Source organism: Cystobacter fuscus (assembly GCF_044360685.1).
GTDB lineage: Bacteria > Myxococcota > Myxococcia > Myxococcales > Myxococcaceae > Cystobacter > Cystobacter fuscus_C.
The window spans coordinates 46,273-66,025 of record NZ_CP043491.1 but is presented as its reverse complement, the minus strand read 5'-3'; the positions used below and the strand labels follow the sequence as shown (position 1 = coordinate 66,025).

Annotated in this window: 14 protein-coding genes; 9 read left to right on the top strand and 5 right to left on the bottom strand. The window is 69.7% G+C overall.

Going from position 1 to position 19,753, the window contains the following annotated elements:
* Positions 1 to 184: 184 nt before the first annotated feature.
* The 5 genes from F0U63_RS00310 to F0U63_RS00290 all read left to right on the top strand — a co-directional run bounded on the left by F0U63_RS00310 (position 185) and on the right by F0U63_RS00290 (position 8,601).
* Entirely contained in the window at positions 185 to 2,953 is a 2,769-nt protein-coding gene (locus F0U63_RS00310) for a tetratricopeptide repeat protein (RefSeq protein WP_395842495.1), read from the top strand.
* A 68-nt stretch (positions 2,954 to 3,021) separates the two neighbouring features.
* Entirely contained in the window at positions 3,022 to 4,374 is a 1,353-nt protein-coding gene (locus tag F0U63_RS00305) for a sigma 54-interacting transcriptional regulator (protein WP_395848548.1), read from the top strand.
* Positions 4,375 to 4,499: 125 nt separating this feature from the next.
* Positions 4,500 to 5,084, top strand: coding sequence for a hypothetical protein (locus tag F0U63_RS00300; RefSeq protein WP_395842492.1), 585 nt, complete (start codon positions 4,500 to 4,502; stop codon positions 5,082 to 5,084).
* 103 nt (positions 5,085 to 5,187) lie between these two features.
* Complete coding sequence (locus F0U63_RS00295) at positions 5,188 to 6,453, top strand: hypothetical protein (protein WP_395842490.1); 1,266 nt, start codon at positions 5,188 to 5,190, stop codon at positions 6,451 to 6,453.
* Positions 6,454 to 6,783: 330 nt separating this feature from the next.
* Positions 6,784 to 8,601 carry a M4 family metallopeptidase gene (locus F0U63_RS00290; protein WP_395842487.1) on the top strand — a complete coding sequence of 606 codons (1,818 nt, stop codon included), beginning with the start codon at positions 6,784 to 6,786 and terminating at the stop codon, positions 8,599 to 8,601.
* Positions 8,602 to 8,720: 119 nt separating this feature from the next.
* On the opposite strand, the gene F0U63_RS00285 is transcribed toward F0U63_RS00290, so the two are convergent.
* Positions 8,721 to 9,080 carry a DUF6184 family natural product biosynthesis lipoprotein gene (locus F0U63_RS00285; RefSeq protein ID WP_395842485.1) on the bottom strand — a complete coding sequence of 120 codons (360 nt, stop codon included), beginning with the start codon at positions 9,078 to 9,080 and terminating at the stop codon, positions 8,721 to 8,723.
* 255 nt (positions 9,081 to 9,335) lie between these two features.
* On the opposite strand from F0U63_RS00285, the gene F0U63_RS00280 reads away from it, so the two are divergent.
* A complete protein-coding gene (locus tag F0U63_RS00280) occupies positions 9,336 to 10,190 on the top strand; it encodes an SDR family oxidoreductase (protein WP_395842482.1) in 855 nt (284 codons plus the stop codon).
* Positions 10,191 to 10,639: 449 nt separating this feature from the next.
* Positions 10,640 to 12,235, top strand: a complete 1,596-nt coding sequence (locus F0U63_RS00275) for a hypothetical protein (RefSeq protein ID WP_395842480.1) — start codon at positions 10,640 to 10,642, stop codon at positions 12,233 to 12,235.
* A 107-nt stretch (positions 12,236 to 12,342) separates the two neighbouring features.
* On the opposite strand, the gene F0U63_RS00270 is transcribed toward F0U63_RS00275, so the two are convergent.
* Positions 12,343 to 14,715 (bottom strand): helicase HerA domain-containing protein, encoded by a 2,373-nt coding sequence (locus F0U63_RS00270; protein ID WP_395842477.1) that lies wholly within the window; start codon positions 14,713 to 14,715, stop codon positions 12,343 to 12,345.
* Positions 14,716 to 14,724: 9 nt separating this feature from the next.
* On the opposite strand from F0U63_RS00270, the gene F0U63_RS00265 reads away from it, so the two are divergent.
* Positions 14,725 to 15,111 carry a hypothetical protein gene (locus F0U63_RS00265; protein WP_395842475.1) on the top strand — a complete coding sequence of 129 codons (387 nt, stop codon included), beginning with the start codon at positions 14,725 to 14,727 and terminating at the stop codon, positions 15,109 to 15,111.
* A gap of 673 nt (positions 15,112 to 15,784) precedes the next feature.
* Here the strand turns inward: F0U63_RS00265 and F0U63_RS00260 are convergent.
* Both F0U63_RS00260 and F0U63_RS00255 read right to left on the bottom strand, forming a co-directional pair.
* Positions 15,785 to 16,813: a hypothetical protein gene (locus F0U63_RS00260; protein ID WP_395842472.1), complete on the bottom strand. Its 1,029-nt coding sequence runs from the start codon at positions 16,811 to 16,813 to the stop codon at positions 15,785 to 15,787.
* Entirely contained in the window at positions 16,800 to 18,080 is a 1,281-nt protein-coding gene (locus tag F0U63_RS00255; protein ID WP_395842469.1) for a DUF559 domain-containing protein, read from the bottom strand. The genes F0U63_RS00260 and F0U63_RS00255 overlap by 14 nt, the downstream gene beginning before the upstream one ends.
* 124 nt (positions 18,081 to 18,204) lie before the next feature.
* Between F0U63_RS00255 and gshB the strand changes: the two genes are divergently transcribed.
* Positions 18,205 to 19,164, top strand: a complete 960-nt coding sequence (gene gshB / locus F0U63_RS00250) for a glutathione synthase (RefSeq protein ID WP_395842466.1) — start codon at positions 18,205 to 18,207, stop codon at positions 19,162 to 19,164.
* A gap of 17 nt (positions 19,165 to 19,181) precedes the next feature.
* Here gshB and F0U63_RS00245 read toward each other — a convergent pair whose 3' ends face one another.
* Positions 19,182 to 19,685, bottom strand: coding sequence for a hypothetical protein (locus tag F0U63_RS00245; RefSeq protein WP_395842463.1), 504 nt, complete (start codon positions 19,683 to 19,685; stop codon positions 19,182 to 19,184).
* Positions 19,686 to 19,753 lie beyond the last annotated feature (68 nt).

Below are 19,753 nucleotides of genomic sequence, written 5' to 3'. Positions count from 1 at the left end.
GACAGTCATTGTCGTGCGGGGTGACGAGCTACCCAATCAAAGCAGCGGGCCCACACCTCGAAAAAAGGGTGTGTGTTTCTCATTTTCTCACGGGAGCGGGCCTCGCGCGCTCCCGGTCCGTCGAGGGTGAAGAGGGGGGGGTACCCTTTACAAAGCCGGAGCCGAGGTGGAATCCTGGACAGCCATGGGTGACGGTAAAACCAGGAGTAGCCGGTTCCGGAGCAAGAACTCGCGCGAGCAGCCCGCGCCGGACACGGGCCGCTCCAACCGGAACGCCCAGGTGGAGGACGCTCCGCCGGTGGCCCAGGTGGGGCGCTACGTGCTGCTCAAGCAGTTGGGGCAGGGCGGCATGGGCGTCGTGTACTCGGCGTACGATCCGGACCTGGACCGCAAGGTGGCCCTCAAGCTGTTGCAGGCGGACGGCCAGCTGGACGCGGAGGCGGCGCGCGCGCGGCTGTTGCGCGAGGCGCAGGCCATGGCCCGGGTGACCCACCCGAACGTCGTCCCCATCCACGACGTGGGCATGTGGGGCGAGCACGTGTTCCTCGCCATGGAGATGGCGGACGAGGGCACGCTGAGCGGGTGGTTGGAGAAGGAGCGGCCCTGGCGCGAGGTGCTCGAGGTCTTCCTGGCGGCGGGCCGGGGCCTGCTCGCGGCGCACGAGGCGGGGCTGGTGCACCGCGACTTCAAGCCCGCCAACGTGCTGCTCGGCCGCGGCGGCCGCGTCTACGTCACCGACTTCGGCCTGGCGCGCAAGGTGGGCGAGGGCCTGGTCCCCGAGGAGCCCCTGCCCGAGCAGGCCGAGGGCCTGGTGCCCCCCGAGCGCCGCATGCTGGACACCACCCTCACCCGCTCGGGCGTGGTGATGGGCACGCCCAACTACATGTCCCCCGAACAGTACCGGGGGAGCGACATCGACGCGCGCTCGGACCAGTTCAGCTTCTGCGTGGCGCTCTACTGGGGCCTCTACCGCAAGCGCGCCTTCGAGACCTCGCGCATGCGGGCCTTCGTCACCTCGCGGCGCAGGGAGGAGCTGGCCCCGGCGCGCACCCAGACGCTGGACGTGGCGCCGGCGCCCCTGGCCAAGCGCGCCCCGGAGGCGGACCTCATCCAGGAGCCGCCGCGCGACTCCAAGGTGCCCGCGTGGGTGCGCCAGGCGCTCATGCGCGGCATGTCGCTGGAGCCCCAGGAGCGCTTCGCCTCGATGCGCGAGCTGCTGGAGGCACTGTCGCAGGAGCGGCGGCGCGTGCAGCGCCAGCGCTGGGCGGCGGCGGCGTGCGTGGCGGGCGTGGGGCTCAGCGTGGTGGGCGGGGTGGTGTACCAACAGTCCCAGGTGTGCACGGGCGCCGACGCGCTCATGGCCGAGGTGTGGGAGCCGGACTCGGGCGCCACGCTGGACAAGGCCTTCCAGGCCACCGGACGGCCCGGCGCGGGGGAGATGGCCGCGCGCGTCACCCGGGTGCTGGAGCAATACGCGGCCGACTGGAAGCGGCAGAGCACCGAGGCGTGCGAGGCCACGCGCGTGCGCGAGGTGCAGACCGAGGAGCTGTTGTCCCAGCGCGTGGTGTGTCTGGACCGGCGGCTCCAGGACATGCGCGCCGTGGTGGGCGTGCTGGCCGACGCGGACGCGAAGCTCGTGGATCGCTCGCTGGACACGGTGTACGCGCTGCCCGCGCTGAGCGAGTGCGCGGACGTGGAGTCGCTCGCCGCCCAGCAGCGCCTGCCGGTGGACCCCACGCGCCGCGCGGAGATCGCCCGGCTCGGCGGCGAGCTCGCCGGGGTGAAGGCGATGCTCGACGCGGGGCGCTACCGGCCCGCCCTGGAGAAGGGCTTCGCGCTCGAGGCCCCCGTGCTCGCCACGGGCCACCTGCCGCTCATCGCCGAGCTGCGCTACGACCTGGGCGCGCTCCAGTCCAACCTCGGCGCGTCCGCCGAGTCCGAGCGGCTGCTCACCCAGGCCTTCTTCGACGCCGAGTCCGGACGGGCCGACCGGCTCAAGGTGACCATCGCCAACCGGCTGAACTTCGTGGAGGACAAGCAGAAGCACTTCACCCAGGCGGAGAGCTGGGCGGGCCTGGGCGAGGCCACGCTGCGGCGCCTGGGAGGGGATCCGGCCCTGGAGGCCGACCTGCTGACGAACCGGGCCAACTCGGCCATCACCCAGGAGCACTACGCGGAGGCCCGCGCCCTGCTGGAGAAGGCCCGCGCCCTCCAGGAAAAGGCGCTGCCCCCCGGCCACCCCAAGCGCGCGCGCACCCTCTTCCAGCTCGGCCGCGTGCTGCTGGACATGAACGAGCGGCCCCGTGCGGTGGCGCTCCTGGAGGAGGCGCTCCAGCAGACCCGGGCCGCCGTGGGGCCCCTCCACCCGGACACCGGCCGGCGCCATGGTCTGCTCGCCGGACTGCTGCTCGAGATGGGACAGCCGGAGCGGGCCCTGGAGCATGCGCGCGCCGTGGTCGCCGCGCACACCGCCGCCTTCGGTGAGAACAGCCCCCAGGTGGCCAGTGCCCTGGACGGGGTGGGCCAGTGTCTGCTCAAGCTCGGACGCGCCGAGGAGTCGCTCACCACCTTCGAGCGGGCGCTCGCCCTCAAGCGCGCGGCCCTGGCCGCGGACGACGAGGATCTCCAGTACTCCTACGACGGCGTGGGCCAGGCCTTGATGCGGCTGGGCCGCACGCGCGAGGCGATCGAACCCCTGCGCCGGGCCGTCGCCTTCCCCACCATGAGCCCGGACGCGCTGGCCGAGTCGGGCTATGCCCTGGCGCGCGCCCTGTGGGCGAGCGACCCGGGGCCCCAGGCGCGCGGCGAGGCCCGGCGCGAGGCGGCCCAGGCCCGTGAGCGCTTCCTCCAGGCAGGGCTCGCTCCCCGGGCGTCCGAGGTGGACTCCTGGCTGGAATCCCTTCCCCGGGAGCCCTCGTCCCTCCAGGCCCTCCGGCGCTCCGTGCGCCGATAGGAATCGGACAGCGCACGGGGGGCCGTTTCGACGGGGTGTCATGGGCGTGGAAGCGTGTTAGCGTCCCTATCGTGTCGTCTTACGAGGAAGATGAGAATTTGGATGCGACGGCGACTCTTCAGCGCGTCGCTTCCGGCCGCGTGCGGATGAAACTGCTCGTGTTGTCCGGTGCCGACGCGGGCCGCGGCTATTCGCTCGACCAGCGTGAGTACATCGTGGGCAAGGCTCCCACGTGCGACATCATCCTGGCCGACAAGACCATCTCGCGCCAGCACCTGCGGATCGAGGTGCATGAGGAGCATGTGCGGGCGGTCGATCTCGACTCGCGCAACGGCTCGTTCTGCGAGGGGTTGCGCTTCTCGCAGATGGAACTGCGCCCGGGCAGCGTCATCACCCTGGGCACCACCGAGCTCAAGGTGGTGCCCGAGGACACCCGCGAGCGCTCCATGCCCCTGTCCGGGCGCGACCACTTCGGCGCGCTCGTGGGCACCAGCCGCAAGATGCGCGAGGTCTTCACCCTGCTCGAGCGCATGGCGCCGGGCGGCTCGGACGTGCTCATCCAGGGCGAGACGGGCACGGGCAAGGAGCTGTGCGCCGAGGCGCTCCACAACGAGAGCAAGCGCGCCAAGGGCCCCTTCATCATCGTGGACCTGGCGGGCATCGCCCCCTCGCTCATCGAGTCGGAGCTGTTCGGCCACGTGAAGGGGGCCTTCACCGGCGCCCAGACGGACCGCGCCGGCGCCTTCGAGCGCGCCGCGGGCGGCACCGTCTTCCTCGACGAGGTGGGCGAGCTGCCCCTGGACCTGCAACCCAGGCTCCTGCGGGTGCTGGAGCGCCGGCAGGTCAAGCGCGTGGGCGCCAATGACTACCGCACCGTGGACATGCGCGTGGTGGCCGCCACGCACGTGGACCTGGAGGGCGCCGTCAAGGCGAACAAGTTCCGCCGCGACCTCTACCACCGGCTCGCGGTGCTGCGCGTCACCCTGCCCGCCCTGCGCGAGCGCCCCGAGGACATCCCCCTGCTCATCGACACCGTGCTCGGCCGCATGGGCAAACCCCCGAGCGCCCTGTCGGATCAGACGCGCGCGCTGCTCAGCCAGTACCCGTGGCCGGGCAACGTGCGCGAGCTGCGCAACGTGGTGGAGCAGGTGGTCAACCTGGGCGAGGAGGCCCTGCCGGAGCTGCCCCCCCTGGAAACGGGTGCCGAGCAGGCCCTGGGCGGCTCCACCGCCGAGCTGGATCTGCCCTTCAAGGAAGCCAAGGAGCGGCTCATCGAGGGCTTCGAGCGCGACTACCTCAAGGGTCTGCTCGAGCGCTGTGAGGGCAACATCTCGCGCGCCTCGCGCGAGGCCGGCATCGATCGCGTCTATCTGCGCAAGCTCTTGCGCAAGCATGGCCTGGAAGATCGCGACGGCGCCTGACGCGCCAAGGGCCTCCCGCGCTCCCGGGAGGCCATTCCAATCCCTGGCGGACGCTGTGGTATAGGAAGCCGCATATCACCCACGGGTGGTAGTGCTTCCCGTTCCCCACCGATAGGAAATCCCCCATGGCCGAGTCTTCGACCCCCGGCGGTTCGCCTCCCTCCACCCCCGCCGCCACCGACAACAAGGACCAGCTGCTCCAGCAGGTGGGCGACATGATGCAGGCCATCCAGAAGATGATGGCCCTGTTCAACGGCACCGAGGTGCCTGACGCCCCGGCGTCCTCTCCTCCGGCCGACGCGAAGGCGGCGGGGGTGGACGGTGGCGCGATCCGCGAGGCCCTCGGTGGCGGCGAGTTCGGCAAGCTGCTCGGCCATGTCATCGACAACGAGTTCGGCGCGAAGCTCACCCAGGCGCTCAAGGGCCCGAACGGCGAGGCCCTCCAGCACAAGCTCTCCGAGTCCATCCAGAAGCTGATGGACCAGCAGAAGAGCAACAGGTTGGAGATCGGCAAGACGCTCCTGGATGCCTCCGAGAAGCTCAAGGGGCTGCTCAGCCGCCCCCGGGGCTCGGACCTACGCGAGACGGCTCGGATGCTCGGGGACATCCTCGGCGAGGCGCTCGGCAGGATTCAGCAGCTGGCCAGCAAGAATCCCGTCCAGCAGCTCGGCGAGAAGACCGCGGAGCTGCTCTCCCAGCAGGGCCGCTAGGGCGCGGCTGCCCGCTCGCTCCTGATGGGCTCTTTGAACCCACATGGACCCCCTGTCTTGGTTGGGTGTACAACTCCACCCTTCACGCAAGGGGTAGAGCAACATGGCCGTCCGTATCGGACAACCAGTCATTCCGAAGCAGCTCCCGTCGGACCAGAAGCTGCGTGAGGATGTCCGCAAGGACAGCCGGGACACGGGGAAACCCGCGGCGGGTAAATCCACGGGGAAACCCGCGGCGGGCGGGGCCAACGCCAAGGCCCGCACCGAGGGCACCAGCGCGGGTGCCAGGCCCCTGACGAACGAGGGCACCAGCGCGGGCGCCAAGGCGCTCGTCAACGAGGGCACCAGCGCGGGCGCCAAGGCGCTCCAGAGCAAGGACGGGATGGACGTCGGTGGCCAGGTCGGCCATCAGGCGCGTCTGGAGGGTGGTCAGGGCCTCGCGGACAAGCAGGACGCGAAGAGCCGCTTCCAGCAGTCCGTGCGCACCGGTGGCGCCCACGTCCCCACCCAGGGCCCGACCGTCTCGCCCTTCCGCGAGGCCGCCGTCGCCTCGACGCTCGAGCAGTCCGAGCAGGAGAAGTCCGAGGAGACGCCTCGGGGTGACGCCGCCCGCGAGGCCATGGAGGGCCGCGCCAAGCTGCGCGCCGCGCTCATGGATCGCCTGCTGGCGGGCATGAAGGACGTGCACGGCCGGCTCGCCAAGTTCATCAAGAACCCGGGCCGTCTGGGCGTGGTGAACCTGTCGCTGGTGCTCAGCGAGAGCTCCCTCACGTACGAGCTGTGGAAGGAGCCCAGCACCGTCCCCGAGCGCCGCACCCGCATGGCCCAGACGCTGGGCGTGCCCACCTCGCTCGGCGACAACTACCTGCTCAAGGCGTTGATGACCGAGGTGCACGACTGCTTCGAGGAGTTCAAGGCCAGCCGCCCGGGCAAGGACATCCGCCAGCAGTACGACGAGGTGCTCGAGCTCTACGAGAACGCGGGCGTGCTGCCCGTCATGCCGGGCTTCGACATGGGCCCCATGCAGGCCGAGCTCAAGCGCGTGGGCCTGCCGATGGAGAAGGAGTTCCTCCAGTCGCTGCTCGTCCACCCGCGCATCCTCGCGGTGGGCCTGGACGCGGAGGACGGTGAGGATCCCCAGGTCATGGTGGCGGGACTGCCCGTGGCCCAGCTCGGGACCATCGTCGCCCAGCTGCGCCGCCTCAATCCCCGGCTCACCAACCGCCAGGTGCTCAACCTGATGATCCTCGCCTCCACCGACCTCAAGAAGGGCATGCGCAAGGTCCTGGGCAAGGCCGAGGTGGAGAACGTGCAGGAACTGGCCAAGCAGCTCCTGCGTCTGCAGGGCGTGGAGCTGCTCTACCCCTGAAGTCCCCGGGGCGGAGTCCGTGCCGGCCGGGGCCCGAAGCAAGGCCCCGAGAGTCGCCGCTCCGCCCCCGCGCAGTCCCCTCCTGTCCGCTCGACTCGCCGGGTGGTGACTCCCGTCACCAGGGTGGTGACTCCCGTCATCGGCTCCAAAACCGCGTATGATGACCGCAGTCACCACCTTTTTTCACCTGTCTGAAAACGCCTCTCGTGAAATCAAGCACTTGGGCGTGTGGAGACAGGTGGGGTGAATGGCACACATGATGCTCTATGTAGCGCACATCAACCACATCGGCTGAGCGGTTCCCACCCCTGCTTCGAGAGTTCTCCCGCCATGCAAATCAACAACAAGCAGAGCCCGATCGTCTCCTCGACCTCGACCAGCACCGCTCCCGCCGCTCCCCAGGCGCCGGTCGCGACGCCCAAGGGTGAGACCCCGGCGGCCACGGGCTTCGGTGCGGGCTCCACGTTCGCCACCGCCTCGCGTCCGGCCGTGGCGCTCTCCGCGAACCAGGTCGCTTCCGCCGCCGCCAACGTGGGTCCCCTGGCGCTCGACAGCCAGGAGGCGAAGGACGCCATCCAGAAGTCGCTCACGCACCTGCGCTCCACCGCCCCCACCGCCGGGCGCGGCCTGGTGGCCGGGGGCGATGTCTCCTCGAAGGTCACCCCCCGCCAGGTGTTCAAGGACGAGCTGGGCATGACGCACGTGCGCCTGGATCGCACCCACGAGGGCACCAAGGTCTTCGCCGAGCAGCTCATCAGCCACCTGGACAAGGACGGCAAGGTGGCCAGCACCACGGGCACGCTGTCCAACATCCCCAAGGGCGTGGGCTCGGCGCCCGTGAAGCTCGAGGCCAAGGACGCGCTCGCCATCGCCCAGAAGCAGTTCGCCGGCACCACCGACCGCGCCCCCACCTCCGAGCGCGTCGTCGCCCAGGACAAGGACGGCAACTACCGCGCCGCCTACCACGTGCAGCTCACCAAGACCTCGTCGCTCGGCGCCGAGGAGCGTCCGCGCCGCATGAACTACCTGGTGGACGCCAACACCGGTGAGCTCTTCAAGAGCTTCGATCAGATGGGTGGCATCGAGGTGCCGCACGCCAAGGCCAGCCCCTCCACGCCCTCGGCTCCGGCCACGCCCTCCACGCCGGCTCCGGGCAAGCCCGCGGGCAAGGCGGATGACAACTCGATGTACAGCGGCAAGGTGGACCTCTCGACCACGAAGCAGGCCAATGGCACCTACACGCTGGAGGACAAGAGCCGCGGCGGGGGCGTGGTGACGTACGACGCGAAGAACAAGTCCACGGCCAGCGGCACCACGCCCTTCACCGACACGAACGACGTGTGGGGCGAGGCGGGCGACAACGCGCGCACCAAGGCGGCGGTGGACGCGCACTACGGCGCGGAGATGACGTACGACTTCATGAAGGACGTGCTCGGCCGCAACTCGCTGGATGGCAAGGGCGAGAAGCTCGTCTCCTACGTGCACGTGAACGAGCGGGACGGCGGCCCCATGGTCAACGCCTACTGGGACGGCGAGAAGATGAACTACGGCGATGGCGATGGGAAGAACGCCGGTCCGCTCACCACACTGGACATCGCGGGCCATGAAATCGCCCACGGCCTCACCGAGCGCACCGCGGGCCTCATCTACGACGGCGAGTCCGGCGGCCTCAACGAGTCCTTCAGCGACATCATCGGCTCGGGCGTGGAGTGGTACGCCGCGCAGAAGAACAAGGCGGTGCAGTTCGACTGGAAGGTGGGCGAGGACGCGTGGACGCCGGCCAATGGCTCGGGGGATGCGCTCCGGTACATGGACGATCCGACGAAGGACGGCTACTCCATCGACCACTACAGCAACTACCCGAAGCAGACGGAGGTGCACGGCTCGAGCGGCATCGCCAACAACGCCTTCTACCTGGTGACCGAGGGCGGGAAGAACCGCACGTCGGGCCTGGGGGTGGACGGGGGCATCGGCATGGACAAGAGCCAGAAGATCTTCGGCCGTGCACTCACCACGTACATGACGCCCAACACCACCTTCGCCCAGGCGCGCGAGGCCACCGTCCAGGCGGCCACGGACCTGTACGGCGCGAAGTCGGTGGAGGTGCAGAAGGTGAAGGACGCCTGGACCGCGGTGGGCGTGAAGTAGACGGGAACGAGAACGCGGGGAGGGATTTGGGAGAGTCCTTCCCCTGAACGTGGCGAGGGCCTGGAACCGGGAGATTCCAGGCCCTCGCCATGTTCGTTTTCCTCACGCCGCGCGGCGGCTCAGTCCCCGCTGCACACGTCGTTCTGCGTGCACTTGGTGGCCGTGTTGATCTGATCGAACACGTTGGAACACTCCGTCGCCTCGATGGCGTCCAGACAGAAGTTGAGCTTGTCTCCGTTGATGCGGTTGTCACACTCCGCCACGGACCAGCGGCCGTTCCAGTTGCCCTTCTCCGCGTTCATGCACTCGTCGCGCGTGGAGTACTTCTTCCCGGGGGCGATCTCGCCGCAATCCTGGTAGCGGTTGCACGTGGTGTTGGCCGCCGCGTTCACCGCGTCCGACTGCTTGTTGGTGATGTCGGCGATGGTTCCGCAGCCGAAGAGACCCGACACGCCGACGACCATGATCCATGCGTTCATTTTCATGGCCGGGAGGTAGGGATGCCCCGCCCGTATGGCAATGGCGCGGGCGCGCATCTCCGCCAGCGCGTGTCGACTAGCGGATGGGCGCGGAGAACGCCTCCAGCGGCCCGTAACCCCGGCTGAAGGCCGTCAGCACGGTGGACATCCGCCGGGCCTTTCCCACCCGTTCCCAAGACGGACCACCGTGCTAGATGGGCCCGATGGCTTTCCGGAGCCCCCCTTCCCGGATACCCCCAGCCAGGAGTCGGACGGATGAAGAACAAGACGGTGATCGTGACAGGCGCCAATTCGGGAGTGGGACTCGCCACCACGGTGGAGCTGGCCCGGCGGGGCGCCACGGTCGTGATGGCCTGTCGCAGCGCCGAGCGCGGAGAGGCCGCGTTGAAGCTCGCCCGCGAGCGCAGCGGCTCGAACCAGCTCGAGCTCCTGCCGTGTGACCTGGGCTCGCTCGAGAGCATCCGCGCCTTCGCGAGCGCGGCGCGCGAGCGCCACCCGGTGGTGGATGTGCTCATCAACAACGCGGGCGTGGTGTCGCTCCGGCGCGAGACGACCCGGGACGGCTTCGAGGCCCAGCTCGGCGTGAACCACCTGGGCCACTTCCTGCTGACGCTCCTGTTGCTCGAGCCGCTCAAGCGCGCGCCCCAGGGCCGCGTCATCACCGTGTCCTCGGGCGCCCACCGCGTGGGCAACATCCACTGGGCCGATCCCCACTTCACGCGCAGCTACAGCATGTGGCGCGGCTACGCCCAGTCCAAGCTCGCCAACATCCTGTTCACCAAGGGGCTCGCCTACCGGATGCGCGGCACCTCCGTCACCGCCAATTGCTTGCATCCCGGCGCGGTGGGCACCCAGCTCGGCGTGGACCGCGACACGGGTGGGGGCCGGGCCATCATGAAGCTGCTCTCCTATGTCTTCATCACCCCCGAGCAGGGCGCCGACACCTCCGTGTTCCTGGCCACCAGCGACGAGGTGTCCGGCGTGTCCGGAGAGTACTTCTACCGCCGCAAGCCCGCCCCCGTGTCCAAGCTCGCCGAGGACCGCGAGCAGATCGAACGCCTGTGGTTCTGGAGCGAGAAGCAGGTGGGCGAGTTCTTCCCCTCCCCCTGAGTCCTGGGAAGGCATTGCGGCGCGGCTCCTGCAAGGGTTGGGGATTCAGAGAATCATTTCTTGAGAATCGAGCGCGGGACCCCCTCTTGATATGCGATTTCTCGAGGGGTGAGACGGGCCGGCGCATGCCTTTGGGTGGTGACTGCGGTCACCAGGCGATGACTGCCGTCACCGCCCTCCTCCCCTCGGGGCGAGGGGTTTCTCACGGGCCGATGGTGACTGCCGTCACCGGAGGTGATCGCCCCCGCGGCACCCACCCTCGCCGCTTGATGTGTGGTGCGAGGGGACTCCCCTCTGTATCTCCCTGTAAGGGTTGGGGTTCCGGGAGTTTCCCCCTCTTCCACATTTGCAGTGTCCCTGGTAGTCTTTTGCTTGGCACATCGTCTGCACAACCCCCCCTCGCGCTTATCGACGTTTCTCTCTCTCCTCTCGCTCCCGGGTTCCCGTCCATGACCACGATCACCCGCACCTCGCAGACCACCACCACCACCACCGTCAGCAACGATCTTCCCAACCCGGCCCAGGCAACTCAGGTGGCGGCTCAGCTGGCGCAGGCCATCAACCAGCTGGGGCAGGTGCTCACCGCCGCCACCCAGCAGACCGGCCAGGCGATGCCCAAGGACGGCATGATGCAGGCGCAGAGCCAGGCGCCGGTGAACCTCTCGGGTGGCGGGCAGCAGACGGGGGCGATGGACCCCTACAGCGCGGCCAAGACGCTCGCGGACAACTTCCGCCTCATCGAGGGCATGGGCGTCAACGGCAAGGGCAAGGGCTCGGGTGACGGGCTCATCGGTCCGAAGGAGCTGCAGCAGATCCTCCGTCCCGACAGCGGCGCGACGCCGCAGATGCGCCAGGCCGCCCAGTTCCTGATGGACAACGAGCCCGCGCGCAACTCCATCGGGAAGATGACGCAGGCGAACCTCAACTCCTTCGCCGCCAGCGGCCCCGGTGGTGGCGCGGGAGCTCCCACCGCCAACCCCAACCTGCTGCCCGCGATGTCCTCCGCGCTGATGTCCCAGCTGGGCGGCCTGGGTGGCTCCTCCATGCCGATGCCGATGCCGACCCAGATGCCCACCGCGTCGGCCGCCATGCCGCAGCTGCCCACCGCGATGATGAACCAGCTGGGTGGCGCCGGCGCTCCGCAGATGGGCGCCGCGCCGCAGCAGACCGGGCAGATGAACCCCTACAGCGCGGTCAAGACGCTCGTGGACAACTTCCGCCTCATCGAGGGCATGGGCGTCAACGGCAAGGGCAAGGGCTCGGGTGACAATCTCATCGGTCCGAAGGAGCTGCAGCAGATCCTCCGTCCCGACAGCGGCGCGACGCCGCAGATGCGCCAGGCCGCCCAGTTCCTGATGGACAACGCGCCCGCGCGCAACTCGGTCGGCAAGATGACCCCGGAGAACATGAAGGCCTTCGTCGCCAGCGCGCCCCCCGGCAGCCTCGGGCCTGCGGCGATGCCCCAGGGCATGCCCCAGGGCATGACCACGCAGGCCCCCACCGGCAACAGCCTGATGAACATCTTCAATCAGGCCGCGGGCGGCCCCAGCACGTCGGCTCCCATGCCGCAGCTGCCCACCCAGATGGGCGGCATCGGCGCTCCGCAGATGGGCGCCGCGCCGCAGCAGACGGGGGCGATGAACCCCTACGCCGCCGCCCAGACGCTCGCGGACAACTTCCGGCTCATCGAGGGCATGGGCGTCAACGGCAAGGGCAAGGGCTCGGGTGATCAGCTCATCGGTCCGAAGGAGCTGCAGCAGATCCTCCGTCCCGACAGCGGCGCGACGCCGCAGATGCGCCAGGCCGCCCAGTTCCTGATGGACAACGAGCCCGCGCGCAAGTCGATCGGCAAGATGACCCCGGAGAACCTCAAGGCCTTCGCCACCAGTGGCCCTCCGGGCAGCAACCACATCGCCCAGCCCTCCGTCCCGACCCAGTCGCCCCTGTCGACCGGCTCGAGCAGCGTGACGTCGAGCGTGACGTCGACCGTGACGACGACCGTGGAGCAGTTCAAGGCCACGGCCTTCAAGCTCAACATCTCCTGAGCCGTCTTTCCTGAGCCGTCCCTTCCTTCCCCGCCAGGACCCGCGCACGACGCGGGGCCTCGCGGGGAAGGTCGTTTCTGGACCCCGGGGCGAGCCCCAGGAGCGCCTCAGGAGGAGAGGTGCCCGGAGTCCCGGGTGCGCGCCGCCAGCCGCAAGAGCTCGTCGTCGGAGAGCTGCTCGGTGGCCAGCGCCGAGGGCTCGGCCTTCACGCGATCCACCCGGCCATCCCGGGCCACGTGGAACTCGCCGGTGGCCTGGCCGGGAATCTTCGCGGGATCCACCCGGGCCTCGCTGAGCATGGGCTTCATCTTGTCCAGCGACACCTTCTCCTTCACCCGCCCGATGAACCAGGCGCGGATGTTGTCGCGGCACTTGTAGTCGAAGTCCCCCGGGCTCTGCGTGGCGAGCATCAGCCCCAGCCCTCCCGAGCGCGCGCGTTTGATCAGGTTCTCCATGGGCTGCTTGGTGGACGGCTGGCGCGTGGCGGGCAGGTACAGGTCCGCCTCGTCGAAGAGGATGGCCGCCTGCAACGTGGGAGAGGGATTGCGGCTGAGCCAGCGTGTCACCTCGATGAGCAGCTGGGACACCCAGAAGAGCACGTTGTTGTTGTCCCCGAGGAACTTGGTGCTCACGATGCTCAGGCGCGTGCGGCCCGCGGTCGCGTGGGCCCCCCGGCCGAGCAGCAAGTCCATGTCGAGCTTCTCCGCCCCGCTGTCGAGCAGCATCTTGGCGTCGAGCCGCAGCCGGTCCAGGTCATCGGCGAGCTTGTCGAAGAGCTTCACGTCCAGGCGCCCCACGGCGTTGACCAGGCGTGGATCCTTGTCCCCGATGAACTTCACGAGCCGCTCCAGGGAGACGCTCTCGCGCGTGAGCTGGACGTACTGATCGATGGCCTGGGCGAGCAGCGTGCGGCAGGACTTGTCCTTGGGGCTCTGGCGGTAGTCCAGCATGCCCGCGAGCGCCTCGGCGGCGTGGCGCGTGGCCTGCTGCCTGTCGAAGTCCGGCAGGGCGTCGAGTCCGTCCGGGACGATGGGGATGGCGAGCGGACGGCCACCGGGATGGCCCGGGGTGAAGAGCGCCACGTCGAGCCGATCGCGCAGCGCGGTCTGCCGCATGGCCCGGCGCGGGTCGCCCACGGTGGCCGTCCAGAAGGCGTCCGAGGCGTAGCCCGCGAGGTCTCCCTTGCGATCCACGAGGATGGAGGGCACGCCCTGCAAGGCGAGCTGCTCGATGACGTTGAGCGCGAGCGTCGTCTTGCCGCTGCCAGGGCCGCCGAGGAACGCGGCATGCCGGGTGAACTCGTCGGGATTGAAGACCACCGGCTCGCGCAAGAGGCTGTCCGTCTCGCCGACGCGCACGGGCTCGCGCTTGCGCGGGGACTCGGGGCGCGCGGGCGGCGGGGCGCGGGGTGGGCTCGCCGGCTGGATGGGGACGCCGTAGCGGGCGGTCTCCGTGAGCGAGACGTCGTCGGTGCTCGGAGCGCTCGCCGGCTGGATGGGGACGCCGTAGCGGGCGGTCTCCGTGAGCGAGGCCTCCTCGTCGCGGGAGGGGTTCAGCGGTTGGTTTGAGGCGCGGGCCTCGGCGGGGTCGGAGAAGGATTCGGCGGCGCGGGAGGCGGTGGCCGGCTCGGAGGATTCGGGGGCCTTTGCGGCGTGGGGGCGCTGGGAGGGGTGGGCCGATTTGTGGAAGACATGGCTGGTGACCGGGGTGGGAGGTGGAGGTGTGCCCGAGCGCAGTTGATCCAGCGAGAGGATGTCGCGCAGGGGCTTGAGCTGGGTGAGGGGCCGGGAGGAGCGCAACCAGGCGGCGAAGTCCGGGCGGGAGCCGTGTTCTTCGCGGAAGGCGCGCAGGGCGATCAGGGTGCGGCTGTCGCTGTCCTCGAGCACCGCGCGGCGGCCGCCCTTGCTCAGCAGCCTGCCGAGCTCCGCGGCGGCCTGGGTCTTGGGGTTGCTCGGGAAGTCGCTGGTGCGGATGACCACGGGCGTGCGGCCCCGGGATTCCTTGCGGGTCTGCTCGATCTGATTGGCGAGCCCTCCGCCTTGCGTGCCCCGGTTGCACAGGGCCACGTGCAGCTTCTCGTCACCCGGAGAGACGTCCACCTGGAGCACCTCGCCCAGGCGCCGCACGTCGAAGCGGTGGCCCGTCTCGAGCTCGTCCGCGCTCGCCTTGAGCGCCCACACGAGCAGCTCGGCGAGCGGGCCATCCTCCTCGGGTGGAGGCGTGGAATGGGTGGAGCGGAAGTCGTTCCAGGCCTGATCCAGCGCGAGGAGCGTCTTGGTCTCGGTGGGGGGCGGCTGGGTTTGATCCTGTGTGTCCTGTAGTGGGAATTGGCCGGGGAGGGCCTGCGCACGCACCGCTTGTTCACGCCAGCGTCGGCAGGCATCGAGCACTTCGCGCGTCGTCAGACCTCCGAGGCGATCGAAGCCCTCGTGAGGAAAGGGATACGTGGGTTCGGCGGGGTCGAAGGGAGCGTCCTCCATCGAGTAGAGGTGCTCCAGTCGGCGCTCGGCGATGCGGCGTGCTTCGTCGGCCGAGCGATGATTGCCCAACTTGATGGACTCGGGATCACGCTCGATGCGATCCAGGATGGAGTTTTGGAGCTTGTCCCTAAGCCCTTTCCAGAAGTTGTGCAGGCAGCTGATGACGATCAGGGACGAGGGCGCGCGCTCGGCGAAGTCACACAGCAGGTGCATGGCCTGCCGGAAAGCTTGAGGATTCGCGTCCTCGATGTCGAAGCCCTCCAACTGGTCCACGCACAACACGAGGGACTGGTTGAGGGTGGCCATGAGCTGGCCCAGGTGCTGCACCATCTCCTGGGGGTGGTTGTCGTAGGTGCGAGGCACCATTCCGCCGAGCACCTTGCGATCATTGGTTGAGAGATCCTCGCAGCGCAGATACTTGAGCACCCGGCTGCGGATCCGCGTGTCATCGCGTTGCAGGTAGAGCAGCGCGCGCAAGAGGTCCAGGTCGAGCTTCTCGAAGGCGGGCTGCTTCTGCAGGTCATCCGCGGCGCTCTCCACCAGGACGGGGATCTCCTCGGGATCCTGCTCGGGGTCCGCGAGCAGGGCGGCCACCGGACCGCACTGGGAGAGCAGCACGTCGGAGAGCTTGCGCAGGCCCGAGCGGGGCTCGCCCGGCTCGGAATAGGGCTGGTCGAGCGAGTCGATGAGGTTGGAGAGGACGTAGCGCCCGTAGTTGGACGTGGACGTCGTCATCTGCATGTAGCCCACGAAGCCAAGCGAGCGCTCATGGACGTGCGAGCGGAAGGTGCGCAGCAGGTGTGTCTTGCCGCACCCCGAGTCACCGAGCAGCAGCAGGATGCGTCCCGAGGGCGTCCCGGGAGGCGTGGTGGCACGCTGGAGCATGCGCTCGAAGGTGGAGCGCGCTTCCTGGTGGATGGACTCCACATCGAAGGGGTCTTCGCGCCACACCTCGTGGCGGTGCTGGATGGAGTGGAAGACCTCGGTGCGATCGGACAGGAAGGCGGCGAGGCGCGAGTCGTGTGGGTTCATCGGCGTTCCCCCGGGAGCCGGACGAGATGTGGAAGCGTTACAGAGCGATGAAGTGGAAGGTGGCGCCGAGGTAGCGGGTCTCCGAGGCGGAGACATCCGCCGGATCCATCAGGTTCACCATGTCGGCGCGGCTCAGGGAGAGCAGGCGCTTCTGGTTGGCCTCGATGAGCCGGTTCTTGAAGGTGCGCTCGTCCAGGGCCGGCTCCCCCAGCGCCCTCCACACATGGGAGATGAAGACGCGATCATCCCCGAACCATCCGCTCTTGGCGGCCCGGGCGGTGCTCAACACGCGCTCGGCGAAGGCGGGCAGGCTCTCGTCGACGGGGGCCGGGGTGGGAGCCGGGACGGGCTCCGGTGCGCGCGCGGGAGCGGGCGCCGCGTTGGCCTGGGGCGCGGGAGACGAGGCGGGCAGCACCCAGGATTGAAGGGCCGCCAGCCGCAGGCTCTCCGCGTCCGTGCGCCGCGCGCCCACCTTGCGGGCCGCGAGCTGCTCCAGCGCCTGGGATGCCTTCACCTCGCGCGAGGACTGGAGCACCTGGCCGAGCAGCAGCGACTGCACCGCCGCGAGCGTGAAGGGCTTGTCCGTCGTCACGCCGAGCTGCTTCCAGCACAGCTCGTCCTGCACCTGCTTGAGCGTGCGCGCGCCCACCCGCTCCAAGCCGAGCTGCTTCTGCACGAGCACCGCGCGCAGGTGCCCCGCCGCTCCCAGCTTCTCGCCCTGGCTGGTGGGCAGATCCAACGCGCGCGCCGTGAGCCAGGTGAGCCGCAGCTTCTTCCAGGTGAGTCCCTTGGGCAGGCGCTCCATTCCGAGGAACCCGAGCGCCCGCGCCCTGCCCTCCTTGGTGAGGCCCAGGCCCTTGCGTGCCGTCTGCTCGATGAGCCCCGCGGCCTCGAGCGCGCCGAGCGCCGTGTCGAGCTGGGTGCTCCATTCACCGGGACTCCAGCGGTGGGCCGTGAAGGGCTTGAGCGCGCTGGACACCGCGCTGCGCGCCCCCTTGCCCTCCGCCCGCGTCAACAGCCAGACCAACACCAGCTCTCCCACCCGAGACACCTCAGAGCCCTGCATCTCCACCCTCCCCGCGCGGCGGTGGACCTCCGAGGTCCTGTCGCCGGATCGAGATGACTTCCAGCAGAGTGTCGCGGATTTCCTCGAACCTGGCCACCACGTCATCGGCCAGGAAGCGCAGCACCCAGTAGCCATGTATCTGCAGCGCCAGGTCCTTGCGCCTGTCCCGGCGGTAGCGCTCCGGCTCCCGGAAGTGGTGGTAGCCATCCACCTCGATGGCCAGCCGCAGCCGGCGCGAGAGGAAATCCACCTCCACCGGCCGGCCCCGGAGCGGGAATTCCGCCTTCCCATTGAGATCGAAGAGGCCCCGGGTGGCGGGCAGGGATTCGAGCACCCCATACAGGAAGCGCTCCGCCTCGCTGCGCGCCCCGTCCGTCGCCTCGGACTCCTGGCCCGCCACCTCGAGCTTCCGGGCCGCCTCGCCGTAGTGGGTGAGCACCTCGTCCGGAATCCCATCGGCCGCCAGTTGCCGCAGGGGGGCTTCCAGGGCGCGGGCCTTCTGCACTCCCTGCGCTTCCAGCCGCCGCATCAGCTCCTCGGCGGAAGGCACCGCCAGCTCCACCCGGCCCTCGCGCACAATCGCCCGTGTATGGCTCTCCGGCTCGTGCAGGTAGGCCTCCAACCCGGAGCGCTCGGCCTGGAGCGCCACCACGAGCGAGGGCACGCCCTCACACGCCCTGGCGCAGACGCGGGCCGCCCGCTCGAGCCACCCTTCCTCCGTGCCCGGGTCCGACACCAGGATCGCCGGTGCCGCGCCGCCCGGCACGAGCGCATGCACCGCCCCGAGCGCGCGCAGCGCATCCCCCTCGCACGCGGCCAGCACCGCGCCCAGGAGCCCCGTGGAGTTGGGGACAACTTGTGGAAGCTGGAGCAGGGCGCGGCACGTGGCGGACACGTCCCCGGGAGCCAGCGAGGGAATCAGCGCCTGGAGCAGGACGCCGCGCTCGTGCGCCGTCTTGCCCTTCAGCCGGGAGGGCAGCTCGCCCGGGCGAAGCCCCGCGGCGGCCCCGAGGTGCTCCGCCGCGTCGGTGGTGAGCGAGCGCGCCTGGCCGAGCGTCTCCAGCCAATGGCGCAGCAGGCCCTCCGGCGTGGTGCTCGCGCAGACGCACAGGGGCAGGCCCCGCGCGTCGAGCCAGCGGCGCCACAGGGACAGGGCGGCGCCGGGGGGGCCCGCCAGCACCGTGAGTGTGGGAATGCCCTGCTCGCGCCGGCGCTGGTGCCGCTCCAGCGAGGGGGCGACGGCGGGCTCGGGACGGGGCGAGGGCATGGCTCCGAGCGTCCCCGAGGCCGGCTCCTGGCGGCAAGGCCCCCTCCCCCTTGCTTTTTCTGTCGCTTGCCCGGCTTCATCCGTCTACTCACGGGCTGTCCCTTTCTCCTTGGAGGCGTACTTCATGGCCGCGCTCACCTTCGGCTTCCTCATGGACCCCCTCGAATCGGTGCGCGTGGATCACGACTCCACCTTCGCGCTCATGCTCGAGGCCCAGCGCCGTGGCCACCAGGTGCGCTACTTCGAGCAGCCCTGGTTGCGCTTCAACGGCTCGCGCGCCGAGGCGCGCATGCGCACCGTCACCGTGCGCCGCGAGCCTGGCCGCCACTTCGACGTGCTCGGCGACGCGCTCCAGCCCCTGTCCGAGCTCGACGTGCTCTTCCTGCGCAAGGATCCGCCCGTCGACGCCGAGTTCATCCAGGCCACCCAGCTGGTGGAGCTGCACAACGGCCGCGCGCCCGTCTTCATCAACAACCCCACCGGCATCCGCGACGCCAACGAGAAGCTCTTCGGCCTGCGCTTTCCGGAGCTGATGCCCGAGACGCTCATCGCGCGCGACATGGCGCAGCTCTCGCGCTTCGTCGCCGATCACCCCGCCGGCACCATCCTCAAGCCGGTGGAGGGCTTTGGCGGCCAGGGCATCGTCTTCATGCAGCCGGGGGACCGCAACCTGCGCTCGCTCCTGGAGGTGCTGACGGTGGGAGGCCGCAAGGCGATCGTCGCCCAGGCCTACCTGCCCGAGAGCCGCCAGGGTGACAAGCGCATCATCCTCGTGGACGGCGAGCCGTGTGGCGCCGTGCTCCGCGTGCCCTCGCATGACGACCACCGGGGCAACATGGCCGCGGGCGGCACCCCCGTGAAGACGAGCCTCACCGCGCGCGAGCGGGAGATCTGCGCCCGGCTCAAGCCCTCGCTCCAGGAGCGGGGCCTGTACCTGGTGGGCATCGACGTCATCGGCGACTGGCTCACCGAGGTGAACGTCACCAGCCCCACGGGCCTCGTGGAGATCGACAAGCTGGATGACTCCAACGTCGAGGCGAAGGTGATCGACCTCGCCGAGCGGATGGCGGGCTCGCGCAAGTAAAGCCCGCCTGGGGCGCCCTACCGGCTCTCGCCCATCACCGACAGCGTGGCGGTGCAGCCCTGGCCGCTTTGCGCGTCCGTGGTGTTCACCGTCGCCGTGAGCACCCGGCGGTCCTCGACCTGGGACACCGAGCCCATGACGGTCACGTCGAGCGTCACGAGCTCGTCGCTGCCGGAGCGGGCGAGCCGGGTGGTGCGGCTGTCGATCCGGAACGAGCCGAGCACGCCCTCTCCCTCCTCGGACGTGGGCGCGTAGACGTCGCCGGACAGGGGCACCTCGAGCTGCGTGGTGGGATCGATGACGTGGAAGAGCACCCCGCGCCCGTCGCGGGTCTGTTCGAGCCGCACGCTGGGCGGCAGCAGGTAGGGGCTGAAGCCGCACTCACCCGCGGGCGTGGTGTTCTCGATGGAGTACACGCCGGAGATGTCCGGACAGTTCTCGGTGCACGGCGCCTGCGAGGTGTCACAGCCGCTCGCCACGAGCGCCAGGAGGACGACGGAGCTTCCAGCAAATCGGATCATGGCCTCCAGGGTGTGCACCCGCGCCCGGAGGGCCAGCCGGGAAACGTCCAGGCGAGCACGGGCATGTA